The 15,930-nt window shown below is 70.9% G+C and carries 11 protein-coding genes; 6 read left to right on the top strand and 5 right to left on the bottom strand.

The features are described from left to right. Nucleotides 1-140: 140 nt before the first annotated feature. Nucleotides 141-773: a TetR/AcrR family transcriptional regulator gene (locus tag DT019_RS11030; RefSeq protein ID WP_114036580.1), complete on the bottom strand. Its 633-nt coding sequence runs from the start codon at nucleotides 771-773 to the stop codon at nucleotides 141-143. 211 nt (nucleotides 774-984) lie between these two features. Here DT019_RS11030 and DT019_RS11025 point away from each other — a divergent pair, with 211 nt between their 5' ends. The 3 genes from DT019_RS11025 (at nucleotide 985) to DT019_RS11015 (ending at nucleotide 4,094) form a co-directional block, all read left to right on the top strand. Next, nucleotides 985-1,878, top strand: a complete 894-nt coding sequence (locus DT019_RS11025; RefSeq protein ID WP_114036579.1) for an ABC transporter permease — start codon at nucleotides 985-987, stop codon at nucleotides 1,876-1,878. Then, nucleotides 1,871-2,683, top strand: a complete 813-nt coding sequence (locus DT019_RS11020) for an ABC transporter ATP-binding protein (protein WP_223279418.1) — start codon at nucleotides 1,871-1,873, stop codon at nucleotides 2,681-2,683. Before DT019_RS11025 ends, DT019_RS11020 begins: the two co-directional genes overlap by 8 nt. Before the next feature lie 97 nt (nucleotides 2,684-2,780). Continuing rightward, on the top strand, nucleotides 2,781-4,094 hold the full coding sequence (locus tag DT019_RS11015) for a glycosyltransferase 87 family protein (protein ID WP_223279417.1): 1,314 nt from the start codon (nucleotides 2,781-2,783) through the stop codon (nucleotides 4,092-4,094). A gap of 142 nt (nucleotides 4,095-4,236) precedes the next feature. On the opposite strand, the gene DT019_RS11010 is transcribed toward DT019_RS11015, so the two are convergent. Next, nucleotides 4,237-9,237 carry an NAD-glutamate dehydrogenase gene (locus DT019_RS11010; RefSeq protein ID WP_114036578.1) on the bottom strand — a complete coding sequence of 1,667 codons (5,001 nt, stop codon included), beginning with the start codon at nucleotides 9,235-9,237 and terminating at the stop codon, nucleotides 4,237-4,239. A gap of 458 nt (nucleotides 9,238-9,695) precedes the next feature. Between DT019_RS11010 and DT019_RS11005 the strand changes: the two genes are divergently transcribed. Then, on the top strand, nucleotides 9,696-10,262 hold the full coding sequence (locus tag DT019_RS11005) for a DJ-1/PfpI family protein (protein ID WP_114036577.1): 567 nt from the start codon (nucleotides 9,696-9,698) through the stop codon (nucleotides 10,260-10,262). Nucleotides 10,263-10,275: 13 nt separating this feature from the next. On the opposite strand, the gene DT019_RS11000 is transcribed toward DT019_RS11005, so the two are convergent. Beyond that, a complete protein-coding gene (locus tag DT019_RS11000) occupies nucleotides 10,276-10,971 on the bottom strand; it encodes an HAD family hydrolase (protein WP_114036576.1) in 696 nt (231 codons plus the stop codon). A 56-nt stretch (nucleotides 10,972-11,027) separates the two neighbouring features. After that, a complete protein-coding gene (locus tag DT019_RS10995) occupies nucleotides 11,028-11,534 on the bottom strand; it encodes a DUF6912 family protein (RefSeq protein WP_114036575.1) in 507 nt (168 codons plus the stop codon). 279 nt (nucleotides 11,535-11,813) lie between these two features. On the opposite strand from DT019_RS10995, the gene DT019_RS10990 reads away from it, so the two are divergent. Then, nucleotides 11,814-12,221: an Rv3235 family protein gene (locus tag DT019_RS10990; protein WP_114036574.1), complete on the top strand. Its 408-nt coding sequence runs from the start codon at nucleotides 11,814-11,816 to the stop codon at nucleotides 12,219-12,221. 55 nt (nucleotides 12,222-12,276) lie between these two features. Here the strand turns inward: DT019_RS10990 and secA are convergent, their stop codons facing one another. Beyond that, nucleotides 12,277-15,126, bottom strand: a complete 2,850-nt coding sequence (secA, locus tag DT019_RS10985; protein ID WP_114036573.1) for a preprotein translocase subunit SecA — start codon at nucleotides 15,124-15,126, stop codon at nucleotides 12,277-12,279. Nucleotides 15,127-15,324: 198 nt separating this feature from the next. On the opposite strand from secA, the gene DT019_RS10980 reads away from it, so the two are divergent. Next, a complete protein-coding gene (locus DT019_RS10980; RefSeq protein ID WP_114036572.1) occupies nucleotides 15,325-15,897 on the top strand; it encodes a GNAT family N-acetyltransferase in 573 nt (190 codons plus the stop codon). The last annotated feature ends 33 nt before the right edge of the window (nucleotides 15,898-15,930 follow it).

Here is a 15,930-nt window from a genome sequence, read left to right as displayed (position 1 = left end):
AGGGGCCCGGTACGGCCGCGCCCCTTCGCGGGTGCGGGCAGCTTCCCGGCCCTGGCGCGGCCCCGGACCGCTGAGGGGCGCGGGGAAGCGCGCGACCGGCCACGGACGGCCCGCCGCGGACGAAACGGGATGCGGAAGCGCTAGGCGACGGCCTTCAGTGCGGCCACGGCCGACTTGGCCAGGTCGTCGAGGTACCCCTTCGGCAGGGGGCCCTTGACGACGACCAGCCGCCAGTACAGCGGACCGACGATCAGGTCGAGCGCCCGGTCGGGGTCGGCACCCGGGGGCAGCTCGCCCCGCTCGACGGCCTCGCGCACGACGACCGCGGCCACCCCCTGCTGCCCGTCGAGCAGTGCGGCCTTGATCGCGTCGGCGATCTCGGGGTGGCGTACGGACTCGACCAGGAGGTCGGGGATGACCTGTGAGGCGATCGGATGGCGCAGGGCCAGCGAGGCGACCGCGAGCAGGGCGCGGATGTCCCCGAAGAGGGAGCCGGTGTGCGGCACCGGAAGGCCCTGTTCCGCGAAGGCCGACACCAGGTCGAGGACCAGGCTGAGCTTGGACTTCCAGCGCCGGTAGACCGCGGTCTTGCCGACCCCCGCGCGGCGCGCGATGCCCTCGATGGACATCCGGGCGAAGCCGACCGCGGCGAGCTCCTCGAAGACGGCCGCCCGGATGGCGTCCGTCACGTCCTCGCGCAGCACGGCGGCGCCGGCGGGCGCGCGGCGTGGCTGCGGGCGGTTCGTGGGGGTCTCCGGGTCCGTCTTGGTCATGCCTTGAGCATAGCGTTGCGACGAGACGGTTGCGTTGCGACGTGGAGGCGTCCTACTCTCACCGTAGCGACGATACGGGTCCGTTCCGTCGCCAACGATGCCCCGCCCCGGGAATGCCTCCCGGGATCCCCCGGCGAAAGCGACCGTAGTGAGCCAGACCGCAGCTGCGCGCCAGACGGCAGCACCATCGGCCGCATCGGCCTCCATCCCGATGCAGTCCTCCCGGTACCCGGGTGAGCAGGCCCTCAGCCCGGCCGAGCTGGCCGAGAAGTACGGCCTGAAGGTGAGCGGCGCCCGCCCGTCGCTGCCCGAGTACGTGCGGCAGCTGTGGGCCCGGCGCCACTTCATCACCGCGTTCGCCACCGCCAAGCTGACCGCGCAGTACAGCGAGGCGAAGCTGGGCCAGATCTGGCAGCTGATGACGCCACTGCTGAACGCAGCGGTGTACTACTTCATCTTCGGCATCCTGATGGGCAACAAGTCCAGCACGCCGGACTACATCCCATGGCTGGTCACGGGCGTCTTCATCTGGACCTTCACGGCCAACTCGATCATGGCGGGCACCCGCGCGATCACCGGCAACATCGGCCTGGTGCGGGCCCTGCACTTCCCGCGCGCCTCGCTGCCCGTCTCGCTCGCCCTCCAGCAGCTCCAGCAGCTCCTGTTCTCGCTGGCCGCGCTCGCGATCATCATCATGTGCTTCGGTCAGCTGCCCGGCGTCTCCTGGCTGCTGCTCGTCCCGGCGCTGGTCCTGCAGTCGATGTTCAACACGGGCCTGTCCCTCGTGATGGCCCGGATCACCGCCAAGACCCCGGACGTCGCCCAGGTGATGCCGTTCGTCCTGCGCACCTGGATGTACATGTCCGGCGTGATGTGGAACCTGGGCCCGCAGCTCAAGAAGATGAACCACCTGGTGGCGCAGCTGCTCGGGCTCAACCCGGCGGCGGTCTACATCGACCTCGTCCGGTTCGCGATGATCAAGAGCTTCCACGCCAACAAGCTGCCCCCGCACGTGTGGGCGGTGGCCACGGGCTGGGCGGTCGTCGCGCTGGCCGCCGGGTTCATCTACTTCTGGAAGGCAGAGGAGCAGTACGGCCGTGGCTGACACCCAGACGCTGGACCAGACGCACGAGGCGGTGGCCGGGCTCGGCGAGCCCACCGTGATCGCCGACGACGTGCACATCATCTACAAGGTCAACGGAACCGGCGCCAAGGGCAGGGGCGGGGCCACCGCCGCGCTCAACCGGATCGTCTCGCACAAGGAGACCCCCGGCATGCGCGAGGTGCACGCCGTCAAGGGCGTCACCTTCGTGGCCCGCAGGGGCGAGGCGATCGGCCTCATCGGCTCCAACGGCTCGGGGAAGTCGACCCTGCTCAAGGCGGTCGCGGGCCTGCTGCCGACCGCCCGGGGCAAGATCTACACCCAGGGCCAGCCCTCGCTGCTCGGCGTGAACGCGGCCCTGATGAACGACCTGACGGGCGAGCGCAACGTGACCCTCGGCGGGCTCGCCATGGGCATGTCCCGCGAGGAGGTGCGCGAGCGCTACGACGACATCGTCGACTTCTCCGGGATCAACGAGAAGGACGACTTCATCTCGCTGCCGATGCGCACGTACTCCTCCGGCATGGCGGCGCGGCTGCGGTTCTCCATCGCCGCGGCCAAGAACCACGACGTCCTGCTCATCGACGAGGCCCTCGCCACCGGTGACGCCCGGTTCCAGCGCCGCAGCCAGGAGCGCATCAACGAGCTGCGCGCGGAGGCGGGCACGGTCTTCCTGGTCAGCCACAGCAACGCCTCGATCAAGGAGACCTGCGAGCGGACGCTCTGGCTGGAGTCCGGCACGCTGCGGATGGACGGCCCGACGGCCGAGGTGATCGCGGCGTACGAGCAGTTCACGAAGAAGAAGTAGCCGGGCCACACACGGCGGGGCGCTCCCCGGGGCGCCCCGCACCACGCTGTCGCGGCGCCTCGCACAATCGGGACAAAGCGCGCATAAACTTCGCGCGATGACGCCCTCTCAGATGCCCCCGCCGCCCGCCCGGGTCCGCATCCCCGCCCCGGCGCCCGCGCCCGACCCGGGCGCCTTCGGCCGCCGCACCCGGAACGCGGCCCTGACCGCCGGCTGGCTAGCCACCCGCGCGCTCATGCTGCACTTCCTGGTCACCGACCGGCTCGGCGTCGGCGGGGTGACCGGCGAGGTGTACGTCCTCTACCGGCACTGGTACGAGCAGCTCAGCACCGGCACCTTCCCTTTCGGCGACCCCACCTGGCAGTACCCGCCGGGCGCGGCGGTCGTGCTGCTCACGCCCGCGCTCTTCCCCTTCCTTACCTTCTTCCAGGCCTTCACCGCCGTCGCCGTCGGCTGCGACGCGCTGATCGCCCGCGCCCTGGTCCGGGCGGGAGCCCGGCCCGGCGGCAGCGCGGCCGGGGCCTGGCTCTGGGTGGGCGGCCTGCCGCTGCTCCTGCATCTCCCGTACGCCCGGTACGACGTGCAGGTCACCGCCCTCGCGGTGGCCGCCCTGCTCACGCTGCGCCGCAGGCCCGGCGTGGGTGGCGCGCTCGCGGGCGTCGGCGCCCTGGTCAAGGTGTGGCCCCTGCTCACCCTCATCGGCGCCCCGCCCGGCCGCGGCGCCCGGCGCGCGCTGCTCGGGGCGCTCGGCTCGGCCGCCGCCCTGCTCGCCGTGCTGGCCCTCGCCTTCGACCACGCCCTGGACTTCGCCCGGCAGCAGAGCAGCCGCGGCATCCAGATCGAGTCACTCGGCGGCACCGCGCTCCAGCTCGCCCACCTCGCCTCCGGCCACCCCGGCCGGGTCGTCTACCGGTACGGGGCCATGGAGTTCACCGGGCCCCATGTGTCCGCCCTGGCCACGCTCAGCCTCGCGCTGACCGGGTGCGCCTTCTGCTGGCTGCTGTTCTGGCGGGTGCGCGCCCGGCGCTGGACGGTGGCGGTGCCGCCCGACGCGGCGCTGTGCGCGGTGCTCCTGTTCACGGTGACCAGCCGGGTGATCAGCCCCCAGTACCTGATCTGGCTGCTCGGCCTGGCCGCGGTCTGCCTCACCTCGCGGCAGACCACCCAGCGCCCGGTGGCCCAGCTCCTGCTCCCCGCGGCCGCGTTGAGCACGCTGGCCTTCCCCTGCCTGTACGACGAGGTGATGGCCGGAACCGCGCTGGGCACCGGCATCATGACCGCCCGCAACGCCCTGCTGCTCGCGGCCGCGCTGCTGTCCTGCCGACGCCTGTGGACCGGGACTTCGTCCGCCGTCCACACCTCCACGGCGGCGAAGTCCAGCCCCTCATGGGGACCACCCCCTGGCCCCTGAGGCCTGTGGGGAGCGGCGGTCCGGGGGCGAGGCCCCCGGTGCGCAAGCCATGAACCGGCTTGCCGAACGCGGCGGGTGGGGCCGGGCCCCGGGGCCCGGAAAGGCCCCGGGAGCCGACCCCGGCCCCGCCGCTCCCCGGCTCTCAGCTGTGCGTGCGCAGCAGCGTCCGCATCGTCCGCATAGCGACCGACAGGTTCGCCAGGTCGAACGCATCGGAGGACTGGATCTCCTCCAGGGTGGTGCGGGCGCGGCCCAGGATCGCCGCGTTCTTCTCCTCCCACGCCTTGAAGCGCTGCTCCGGCGAGGTGGTGCCGTTGCCGACCGACAGGACGTCCTGGGTCAGCCCGGCGTGCGCCGCGAACAGGTCCTCGCGGATGGCGGCACGCGCCATCGACTGCCAGCGGTCGGCCCGCGGCAGCTCGATGATCCGGTCCAGGAGCTGGGTGATCCGCAGCCGGTCGGCCAGGTCGTAGTAGACCTCGGCGACCTGGAGCGGCTCCTTGCCGGTGCGGGACGCGATGGCCACGATGTCGAGCGCCGGGAAGGCCGAGGAGAACCCGGCGACCCGCCGCGCGAGCTCCTCGGGCACACCCACGCCGGTCAGCTCGTCCAGGATGCCCTGGTACCACTCCAGGTCGGCGCCGCGCAGCAGGTCCGCGAGCGCGTCCCAGACCTGGGCGACCCCGGCCGAGAAGTCCTCGATGGTCTCGGCGATCTGGAGCGGCTGCGGCCGGTTGTTGAGCAGCCAGCGGGTGCCGCGCTCCACCAGGCGGCGCGAGTGCAGCCGGATGCGGGTCTGGACGTCGGCGGCGACCTTGTTGTCCAGCGCCTCCACCGCGTCCCACACCGCGCTCACGCCGAAGATCTCGCGGGCCGCGGCGTGCGCCCGCACGATCTCCTCAAGCGACGCCCCGGTCTCCTCGCGCAGCCGGTGCAGGAAGGTCGAACCACCGATGTTGACGGTGTCGTTGACCAGGACCGTCGTGATGATCTCGCGGCGCAGCGCGTGCGCGTCGACGGCCTCGGTGAACTTCTCGCGCAGCTGCTGCGGGAAGTAGGCGTGCAGCAGCTTGGCCAGGTGCGGGTCGTCCGGCAGACCGGTGTGGATCAGCTCGTCGGCCACCGTGATCTTGGTGTACGCGAGGAGCACGGCGAGCTCGGGCTGGCTGAGCCCCTTGCCGCTGTTGAGCAGCTCGCGGATCTGGCGGTCGTTGGGCAGGAACTCCAGCGCGCGGTCGAGGTGGCCGTCCCGGCCCAGGCGCCGCATGAACCGCTGGTGGGCGTGGAGCAGCGAGGGCGACTGCGCCACCGCGTTGGCCAAGGCCACGTTCTGCGCGTAGTTGTTGCGCAGCACCAGGTGGCCGACCTCGTCGGTCATCTCGGCGAGGATCTTGTTGCGCTGCTTGACGGTCATGTCGCCCTCGGCGACCAGGCCGTTGAGCAGGATCTTGATGTTCACCTCGTGGTCGGAGGTGTCCACGCCCGCGCTGTTGTCGATGGCGTCGGTGTTGACCTTGCCGCCCTCGCCCTCGGGTCCGCCCTTGCGGTCGAACTCGATCCGGCCGAGCTGGGTCAGACCCAGGTTGCCGCCCTCGCCGACGACCTTGACCCGCAGGTCCTCGCCGTTGACGCGGATCGCGTCGTTGGCCTTGTCGCCGACGTCCGCGTTGGACTCCGCGGACGACTTCACATACGTACCGATGCCGCCGTTCCACAACAGGTCGACCGGGGCCTTCAGGATGGCCTGCATCAGGTCGGCCGGGGTCAGCTTGGTGACGCCCGCCGGGATGCCGAGGGCCTCGCGGACCTGGGCGTTCAGCGGGATCGACTTGGCGGTGCGGGGGTGGATGCCGCCGCCCGCCGAGAGCAGTTCCTTGTTGTAGTCGGCCCAGCTGGAGCGCGGCAGGTCGAACAGGCGGCGGCGCTCGGCGTAGGAGACGGCCGCGTCCGGCTTCGGGTCGAGGAAGATGTGCCGGTGGTCGAAGGCGGCCACCAGGCGGATGTGCTCGGAGAGCAGCATGCCGTTGCCGAACACGTCGCCCGACATGTCGCCGACACCGACGACCGTGAAGTCCTCGCTCTGGGTGTCGTGGCCGAGCTCGCGGAAGTGCCGCTTGACGGACTCCCAGGCGCCGCGGGCGGTGATGCCCATGCCCTTGTGGTCGTACCCGGCGGAGCCGCCGGAGGCGAAGGCGTCGCCGAGCCAGAAGTCGTAGCTGATCGCCACGTCGTTGGCGATGTCCGAGAACGTCGCGGTGCCCTTGTCGGCGGCGACCACCAGGTAGGTGTCGTCCTCGTCGTGGCGCACCACGTCGGCCGGCGGCACGACCTCGCCCGCGACCAGGTTGTCGGTGATGTCCAGCAGCGCCGAGATGAACGTCTTGTAGCTGGCGATGCCCTCCGCGAGCCAGGCGTCGCGGTCCACCGACGGGTCGGGCAGCTGCTTGGCGACGAAGCCGCCCTTGGCGCCGACCGGCACGATGACGGTGTTCTTCACCATCTGCGCCTTGACCAGGCCGAGGATCTCGGTGCGGAAGTCCTCACGCCGGTCGGACCAGCGCAGACCACCGCGGGCCACCTTGCCGAAGCGCAGGTGGACGCCCTCGACGCGCGGCGAGTACACCCAGATCTCGAACGCCGGGCGGGGCGCGGGGAGGTCGGGGATCGCCTGCGGGTCGAACTTCATCGAGACGTACGCGTGGGGGGTGCCCTCGGCCGTCTTCTGCCAGTAGTTGGTCCGCAGCGTCGCCTTGATGACGGTCAGGAAGGAACGCAGGATGCGGTCCTCGTCCAGGCTGGCCACCTGGTCGAGGGCGCCGTCGAGCTCTTCGAGGAGGCCGTCGATGAGCTCGGTCCCGGCCTTCTGGCGGTCCGGCGAGAGCCTCGCCTCGAAGAGCGAGACGAGCAGCCGGGTGGTGTGGACGTTGTCGCGGAGGGTGTCCTCCATGTAGTCCTGGCTGAACGTGGAGCCCGCCTGGCGCAGGTACTTGGCGTAGGCGCGCAGCACCATCGCCTGGCGCCAGTTGAGCCCGGCCCGCAGCACCAGGGAGTTGAAGCCGTCGTTCTCGGCGGCGCCGGTCCAGGTGGCGGCGAAGGCCTCCTGGAAGCGCTCACGGGCGTCGTCGGCCAGGTAGTCGCCGGTGCCGTTGATCTTCTTCGGCAGGCGCAGTCCGAAGTCGTAGATCCAGGCGTGCGTGCGGTCCGCGCAGCGCAGTTCGTAGGGCCGCTCGTCGGTGACCTCGACGCCCAGGCGCTGGAGCACCGGGAGCACCGCGGACAGCGAGACCTGCTCGCCGATCCGGTAGATCTTGAAGCGGCGCTCGCCGGGGGCCGCGCCCACCGGCTCGTACAGGGAGAGCGCGAAGTCCCGCCGCCCGTGGGTGAGTTGCTCCAGGTGTACGAGGTCGGCGACGGCCGCGCGCGGCGAGTGGTCGGCCTTGTAGCCCTCGGGGAAGGCGTGGCCGTAGCGGCGCAGCAGCTCGGCGGCGCGCTCCTCGCCGCACTCGGCGTTCAGCGCGTCGGAGAAGCCGTCGGCCCAGGAGCGGGCGGCGTCGACCAGGCGGGCCTCGATGCGCTCCGAGTCGGCGTCGGTGAGCGCGGCGAGCTCGGTGCCGGCCGGGACGCGCACCACGAAGTGCAGCCGGGACAGGATCGACTCGGTGTTCCACGCGGTGAAGTCGACGCTGGTGCCGCCGAGCTCCTCCTTGAGGATCTCGATCAGCCGCAGCCGGACGCCCGTGGTGTAGCGGTCGCGCGGCAGGTAGATCAGCGCCGAGTAGTAGCGGCCGTACTCGTCCTGGCGCAGGTACAGGCGCAGCCGGCGCCGCTCCTGGAGGTACAGGACGGAGGTCACGATGGAGCGCAGCTGGTCGGCGGGGGTCTGGAACAGCTCGTCGCGCGGGTAGGTCTCCATGATCTGGAGCAGGTCGCGGCCGTCGTGGCTGTTGGGCGAGAACCCGGCGCCCTTGAGGACCTCTTCGACCTTGCGGCGCACGACCGGCACCCGGCGCACGGACTCGGTGTACGCGGCCGAGGAGAACAGGCCGAGGAAGCGGCGCTCGCCGACGACGTTGCCCTGCTCGTCGAACTTCTTCACGCCGACGTAGTCGAGGTAGGAGGGGCGGTGCACGGTGGCGCGGCTGTTGGCCTTGGTCAGCACGAGGAGCTTGTGCTCGCGGGCCTTGGCGCGGGCGTCGGCGGGCAGCCGGCTGAAGGACGGGGAGACGGGGTGGACCTCTCCCTTGCCGTCCACGTCGTGCTGCGGGTCGGAGCGCAGGATGCCGAGACCGGTGCCGGGGACGGCCGCGAGGGAGTCGTCCTCGGTGAGCTGGTACTCGCGGTAGCCGAGGAAGGTGAAGTGGTCGTCGGAGAGCCAGCGCAGGAGCTCGCGGGCCTCGTCGACCTCCTGGTCGCGCAGGTCGCCGGCCCTCGGCTCCTTGGGCAGCTCGTCGGCGATGCGCAGCGCGGCGTCGCGCATCTTCTCCCAGTCCTCGACGGCTTCCCGTACGTCGGACAGGACGCGCAGCAGGTCGGCGGTGATCTGCTTCAGGTCGGCGCGGTCGGTCTCGCGGTCGATCTCGACGTGGATCCAGGACTCGGTGAGCGCGTCGTGCGGCAGCTCGGCGGTCTGGGCGCCGGTGTCGAGCACCTCGATGAGCTTGCCGGTGAGGTCGCGTCGCACCACGACCTGCGGGTGGATCACGACGTGGATGCCGCGGCTCTGCCGGGACAGCTCGTTGGTGACCGAGTCGACCAGGAAGGGCATGTCGTCGGTGACGACCTCGACCACGGAGTGGCTGCAGGTCCAGCCGTTCTCCTCGACGGTCGGGGTGTGCACCCGGACGTTGGCGGTGCCCTGCGGCCGGTTCTCCGCGAGGCGGTAGTGGGAGAGCGCTGCGCCGAAGACGTCGACCGGGTCGCGGTCGGCCAGGTCCTCGGGAGCGGTGTGCAGGTAGTAGCGCTGGAGGTACCCGAGAAGGACGCCCTGGTCGGGACCTTCCTCGCTCGTGGCCCCGGTCGTGGCTGCCCGGCCGCTCCGGGGGGTGTCCCCCAGGCCTCCGGGCCCCCCGGCAGGGCTGTTCTCAGCTACCCGGGCCGCCCGTGCGAGCAGCTCGGCCTTGGCTTCGTCCAGCTTGGTCTGCATGTCCTCTGGCTCCTGTCGCGCGCCGTTGCGTGACGTAGGGGAAAGAAGCGACGCAACGCCACGACGCGGGGTGTCCGGTCGGTGTCGACGCTAGGCCGCGATGAGAGATACCCGGGCGCTTACCGGCCAATTTTGTGGCTTCGGGCCTTGATTCCGGGTGGAGGGAATCAGCGACTGCCCGGGCACGGTGGTGCTCCGGGCGCAGGGCAGAGGCGTCAGTGCCTCCGCGGCATATCGCGCTGATCACGGGTCAAGGCTATCGCCCCTTCCCCCCGACCCGTCATGAGCCTTATGTGTACAAAAGCTGGGCCCGAAGTTTGACACTCTGGACAGCGACGCGGCGGCGGGAACGAGCCTCTTGGCAAACCGGCGCCGCGCGGGCAGGTTGACGGTACGGAACCCGCAGGTGCGATCGACCTCCAGCCACCTGAGCTCCAGCCCTCAGAGGGAGTGCACTCATGGCAGCCAAGATCCTCATCGTGACCGGTGACGCCGCCGAATCCCTGGAAGTCCTCTACCCCTACCAGCGGCTGCGGGAGGAGGGCTACGACGTCCACATCGCGGCCCCGGCCCGCAAGAAGCTGCGGCTCGTGATCCACGACTTCGAGCCGGGCTTCGACACGTACACGGAGAAGCCCGGTTACACCTGGCCCGCCGACCTGGCCTTCTCGGAAGTCGACCCCGGGCAGTACGCCGCCCTGGTGATTCCGGGCGGCCGGGCCCCCGAGTACCTCCGCAACGACCCGGAGCTGAGGAAGATCCTGAAGGCCTTCTTCGACACCGACAAGCCGGTCGCCCAGATCTGTCACGGCCCGCTCCTGACGGCCGCGATCGGCGGCCTGAGCGGACGCAGGGTCACCGCCTATCCCGCCCTGGAGCTGGACATGCAGACGGCGGGCGCGACCTTCACGGACGCGGAGACGGTCGTGGACGGCACGCTGGTCTCCGCGCGGGCCTGGCCGGACCACTCCCGCTGGATGCGGGAGTTCCTCACCGTGCTGCGCGCGAAGGCGCCGGTCACCTAGGCGGGCCCGCTCCTCAGGCCACCAGCTCCTCCGCCACGGCCACCGCCTCGGCGAGGGTGTCGACCACCGGCACCCCCGCCGCGGCGAGGCTGGCCGGGCTGTGCGAGCCGCCGGTGAACAGCACCGCCCGCGCGCCCACCGCGGCCGCCGCCACGGCGTCGTCCACCGCGTCGCCGATCACCACGACCCGCTCCCCGGAAATCGCCGCGTCCGCGGCCCGCAGCGCGGTGAGATGGCGCACCATGTGCTCCGCCTTGCTGCCGTGCGAGGGGCCGGTGCGCCCGTCGACCCGGAGGAAGTGCTCGGTGATGCCGTGCCGCCGCACGATCGGGACCAGGTGTTCGTGGGGCGCCATGGACAGGAGCGACTGGCTGAGCCCGGCCGCCCAGCGCGCCGCGAGGAGCTCGGCCGCGCCCTCGGTGAGCCCGCAGGCGTCGGCCCGCGCCCAGTACTGCTCGTGGAAGGCGGCGTCCATGACGAGCCACTCGGCGTCCGTGGGCAGCCGGCCCATCAGGCGCTGGTAGAAGCGGGGTATCGGCACGCAGTACAGGTCGCGGTAGCGCTCCAGCGTGATCGGCGCCAGGCCGAGCTCGGCGAAGGCGGCGTTGGTCGCCTCGATGATCGCCGCGTTGTCGTCGAGCAGTGTGCCGTTCCAGTCCCAGACCAGATGGGCCTGGCGCTTCCCCGTGTCCTGCCTGCCGTTCCCCATGCCAAAACGGTACCCACCCGCACCGACAATCGACCGCGGGCGGGCTTTCGCGCAGGTCAGGCGATCAGATTGGGGATCTCCTGCACACCGAACCAGAGCAGTTCGTGGTCCTCGGCTCCGTCCACGGTGAACTGGGCGTCGTCGTCGCCGTGGTCGGCCGCGCCGAGCGCGTCGGCCGCGGCCGTCACGTCGGCCACCGCGTCCTCGGCGTCCACGTGCACGGCGGCCGCCTTGGCCAGCGCGACCGCGGAGGCGACCGTGACCTCGCCGAGGGAGCTCGCGTCCAGGGCGCTGTCGGGGTCGGCGGTCACCGTGCCGTCCGGCACGTCCGCGGCGATCACGACGCGGCGCCTGGCGGTGTCCGGCGCTCCGGCGAGCAGCCGCAGCGAGGCGGCCGCGGCGCGGCTGAGCGCGGCGTACTCCAGCTCCTCGATGTCGTCGGAGACGTACCACTCGCGCAGGCCCGGCGTGACGGCGTAGGCAGTGAGCGGCCCGGGGCCCAGCTCGCCCGCCCGGTGTGCCGCCGCGAGACCGGAGATGGTCAGGGGTACGTAGACGCGCATGACAGACCGCTCTCTTCTCGTCGTCCCATCCGGTCGTGAGACGGGTTCAGGATACGCGCGGGAGTCCCCCTTCGAGCTGCCGGTACCGGCTCGGCGCCCCTCTCCTCCGGAACCTGCCGGGACGGCCCCCACCTGGGAAGACGCACCACTCGCTCATCCGGATAGGTGAATCGGTGAGCCCCTCCCGCACCCGGGTGGCGCTCCTTGCGGCCGCTCCCGCCGCCCCCGTACAAGATCCCCAACAGAAGTTACCCACTGGTATCGAAGGGGGCGGCAGCCATGAGCAGGACCACGACCGGGCCGGCGGGGCGGGGCGACCAGCGCGGGCCCGGCAGCACCGGGACCCGGCGGCCGCAGCGGCTCACCCCGCACGAGCTGTTCGCACAGAAGCTGCTCGCGGTGCTCAGCGGTGAGCGGCCGGTGCACTGGATGCTGGGCCTGACCGTCGGCGACGCCTACGAGCAGCTGGTGCGGCTGGCTCCGCGCACCCCGTTCCGCACCCGTGGCACCCGGCCCGTCGTACGGTCCTGCCGCGCGGCCCCGCTGGACCGCGGGATCGTGGAGGCGGCCGCCTGCATCGCGGCGGGCGAGCAGGTGCGCGCCATGGCCTTCCGTCTGGAGCGGGGCGCCGATCTGCGCTGGCGGTGCGCGGCGGTCGAGCTCGGGGGCGAACGCGTCCCGGCATAGCCGAGGGGCCCGGCACCTTCCCGGTGCCGGGCCCCTCGACGACGTGAACCGCGACCTACTTCTTGCGGCGGCGGCCGCCCGTGGTCTTCTGGGCCTTGCGGCGCTCGGCGCGCGTCATGCCGTCCGACTCCGAGCGGGCCGGCTCGTCGTCGCCGTTGTCGAAGTCGCCCTCGACGACGCCGCCCTCGCCGTCCACCGTCGGCGCCGAGAAGTGCAGCCGGTCCGGGCGCTGCGGGGCGTCCAGGCCCTTGGCCCGGATCTCCGGACGCGCGGCCGGGATGGTGTCCTCCTTGCCGAGCGAGGGAGCGGGCGCCGCGTCCTCCACCGGCACCTCCTCGACCTGCTGCTCGACCTGGACCTCCAGGTTGAACAGGTAGCCGACCGACTCCTCCTTGATGCCCTCCATCATGGCGTTGAACATGTCGAAGCCCTCACGCTGGTACTCGACCAGCGGGTCCTTCTGCGCCATGGCCCGCAGGCCGATGCCCTCCTGGAGGTAGTCCATCTCGTAGAGGTGCTCGCGCCACTTGCGGTCCAGGACCGACAGGACCACGCGGCGCTCCAGCTCACGCATGATGTCGGAGCCGAGCTGCTCCTCCCGGGCGGCGTACTGCTCGTAGATGTCGTCCTTGACGGACTCGGCGATGAACTCGGCGGTGATGCCGGCCCGGTCGCCCGCCGCCTCCTCCAGCTCCTCCACGGTGACCTTCACCGGGTAGAGCTGCTTGAAGGCGCCCCACAGCCGGTCCAGGTCCCACTCCTCGGCGAAGCCCTCGACGGTCTCGGCCTGGATGTAGGCGTCGATCGTGTCGTCCATGAAGTGCCTGACCTGCTCGTGCAGGTCCTCGCCCTCCAGGACGCGGCGGCGCTCGCCGTAGATGACCTCGCGCTGGCGGTTGAGCACCTCGTCGTACTTCAGGACGTTCTTGCGGGTCTCGAAGTTCTGCTGCTCGACCTGCGACTGGGCGGACGCGATCGCGCGCGTCACCATCTTGTTCTCGATCGGGACGTCGTCCGGCACATTCGCCATCGACATCACGCGCTCGACCATCTGAGCCTTGAACAGGCGCATCAGGTCGTCGCCGAGCGACAGGTAGAAGCGGGACTCGCCCGGGTCGCCCTGACGGCCGGAGCGGCCGCGCAGCTGGTTGTCGATGCGCCGCGACTCGTGCCGCTCGGTGCCCAGCACGTACAGGCCGCCGAGCTCCTTGACCTCTTCGAACTCGGCCTTGACGGCCTGCTCGGCCTTCTCCAGGGCGGCGGGCAGCGCGGCGGCCCACTCCTCGGCGTGCTCGACCGGGTCGAGGCCCGCCTGGCGCAGCTCGGCCTCGGCGAGGTCGTCCGGGTTGCCGCCGAGCTTGATGTCGGTGCCTCGTCCGGCCATGTTGGTGGCGACGGTGACGGCGCCCTTGCGGCCGGCCTGGGCGACGATCGTCGCCTCACGGTCGTGCTGCTTGGCGTTGAGCACCTCGTGCTGGATGCCGCGCTTGGAGAGCTGCTGCGAGAGGTACTCGGACTTCTCGACCGAGGTGGTGCCGACCAGGATCGGCTGGCCCTTCTCGTGCTTCTCGGCGATGTCGTCGACGACCGCCTCGAACTTGGCGACCTCGGTGCGGTAGATCAGGTCGGACTGGTCCTTGCGGACCATCGGCCGGTTGGTCGGGATCGGGACGACGCCGAGCTTGTAGATCTGGTGGAACTCGGCGGCCTCGGTCATCGCCGTACCGGTCATGCCGGAGAGGCCCGGCATTTCCTTGCCCTGCTGGTCGTGGCGCTTGTAGAGGCGGAAGAAGTTCTGCAGGGTGATCGTGGCGAGGGTCTGGTTCTCGTCCTTGATGTCCACCCCTTCCTTCGCCTCGATCGCCTGGTGCATGCCCTCGTTGTAGCGGCGGCCGGCGAGGATACGGCCGGTGTGCTCGTCAACGATCATGACTTCGCCGTCCATGACGACGTAGTCCTTGTCCTTCTTGAACAGTTCCTTCGCCTTGATGGCGTTGTTCAGGTAACCCACGAGCGGGGTGTTCACCGACTCGTAGAGGTTGTCGATGCCCAGCCAGTCCTCGACCTTGGCCACGCCCGGCTCGTGGATGGCGACGGTGCGCTTCTTCTCGTCGACCTCGTAGTCGCCGGTCTCCTCGATGCCCTTCAGCGGGTTGCCCGCCTCGCCCTTGGACAGGCGCGTCACCAACTTGGCGAAGTCTCCGTACCACTTGGTGGCCTGGTCGGCCGGGCCGGAGATGATCAGCGGCGTACGGGCCTCGTCGACCAGGATCGAGTCGACCTCGTCGACGATCGCGAAGTTGTGGCCGCGCTGGACGAGCTCGTCCTGGGACCACGCCATGTTGTCGCGCAGGTAGTCGAAGCCGAACTCGTTGTTCGTGCCGTACGTGATGTCGCAGGCGTACTGGGCCCGACGCTCGGCGGGCGACATGTTGGCGAGGATGCAGCCGACCTCGAGACCGAGGAACTTGTGCACCCGGCCCATCATCTCGGAGTCGCGCTCGGCCAGGTAGTCGTTGACCGTGATCAGGTGCACGCCGTTGCCGGACAGCGCGTTCAGGTACGCCGGCAGTGTGCCGACGAGGGTCTTGCCCTCACCGGTCTTCATCTCGGCGACGTAGCCGAGGTGCAGGGCGGCGCCACCCATCATCTGGACGTCGTAATGACGCTGGCCAAGGACGCGCTTGGCGGCCTCGCGCACGGTCGCGAAGGCCTCGGGGAGCAGGTCGTCCAGGCTCTCGCCGCCCGCGTACCGCTCCTTGTACTCGTCGGTGAGGGCACGCAGCTCGGCGTCGGAGAGGTTGACGAAGTCCTCTTCGATGGAGTTGACCTGGTCCGCGATGCGGTGCAGCTTGCGCAGGATCTTGCCTTCGCCTGCACGCATGATCTTTGAGAGGACGGACACGGGGGTTGGTCTCCTTGCCGGTCGGGCCTGGCGCGGTCGAGTGGCTATGGGTGTGGGTACAGCAACGGTCATCGTATGCGAGGACCCGGCCGCGCCGGGAGGTCTGCCGTTACGACAACGGACGGGACTCCCCGAAGGTGCCGGGCCGAGCGGGAAATGAGGTTGGCTCCGGCCGCCCGGCCCACGGAGAATCTGGCGATGGACCCCGTGACCCTCACCACCGACCGCCTGCTGCTGCGCCCCGTCGGCCCCCAGGACGCCGACGCCGTCTGGGCGGCTTGTCAGGACCCCGACATCCAGCGCTGGACCACCGTCCCCTCGCCCTACCTGCGCGAGCACGCGGACGGTTTCACCTCGGCCCACGGCCCGGACGGCTGGCGCAACGACACCGACTACACCTTCGCCGTCCTGACCGCGGACAGCACCACCCTGGTCGCCGTGCTCGGCGTGACGCGGCGCGGGCCGGGCCTGGCCGAGCTGGGCTTCTGGGCGGTCAAGGAGCACCGGGGCCGCGGCTTCATGACCGAGGCGGCGACGGCCGCGGCCCGCTGGGCCTTCGAGGCGGCCGCCGTCGACCGTCTGGAGTGGCGGGCGGAGGTCGGCAACGAGGCCTCCCGCGCGGTCGCCCTGAAGGTCGGCTTCACCATGGAGGGCACCCTGCGCTCGGCGACCGTGCACCAGGGCTCCCGCAGGGACAGCTGGGTCGGCGCCCTGCTCCCCTGCGACCTGGGGCTGCCCGGCGTGCTCCCCTACCTGCCCGCACGGAGCTGATCCGTCCCCCTCGTTGTCAGTGGCGGCCACTAT

Source organism: Streptomyces sp. SDr-06, from assembly GCF_003324565.1.
Taxonomy (GTDB): Bacteria; Actinomycetota; Actinomycetes; order Streptomycetales; family Streptomycetaceae; genus Streptomyces.
The sequence above is the reverse complement of the archived record's forward strand: the minus strand, read 5'-3'. Positions and strand labels throughout refer to the sequence as shown.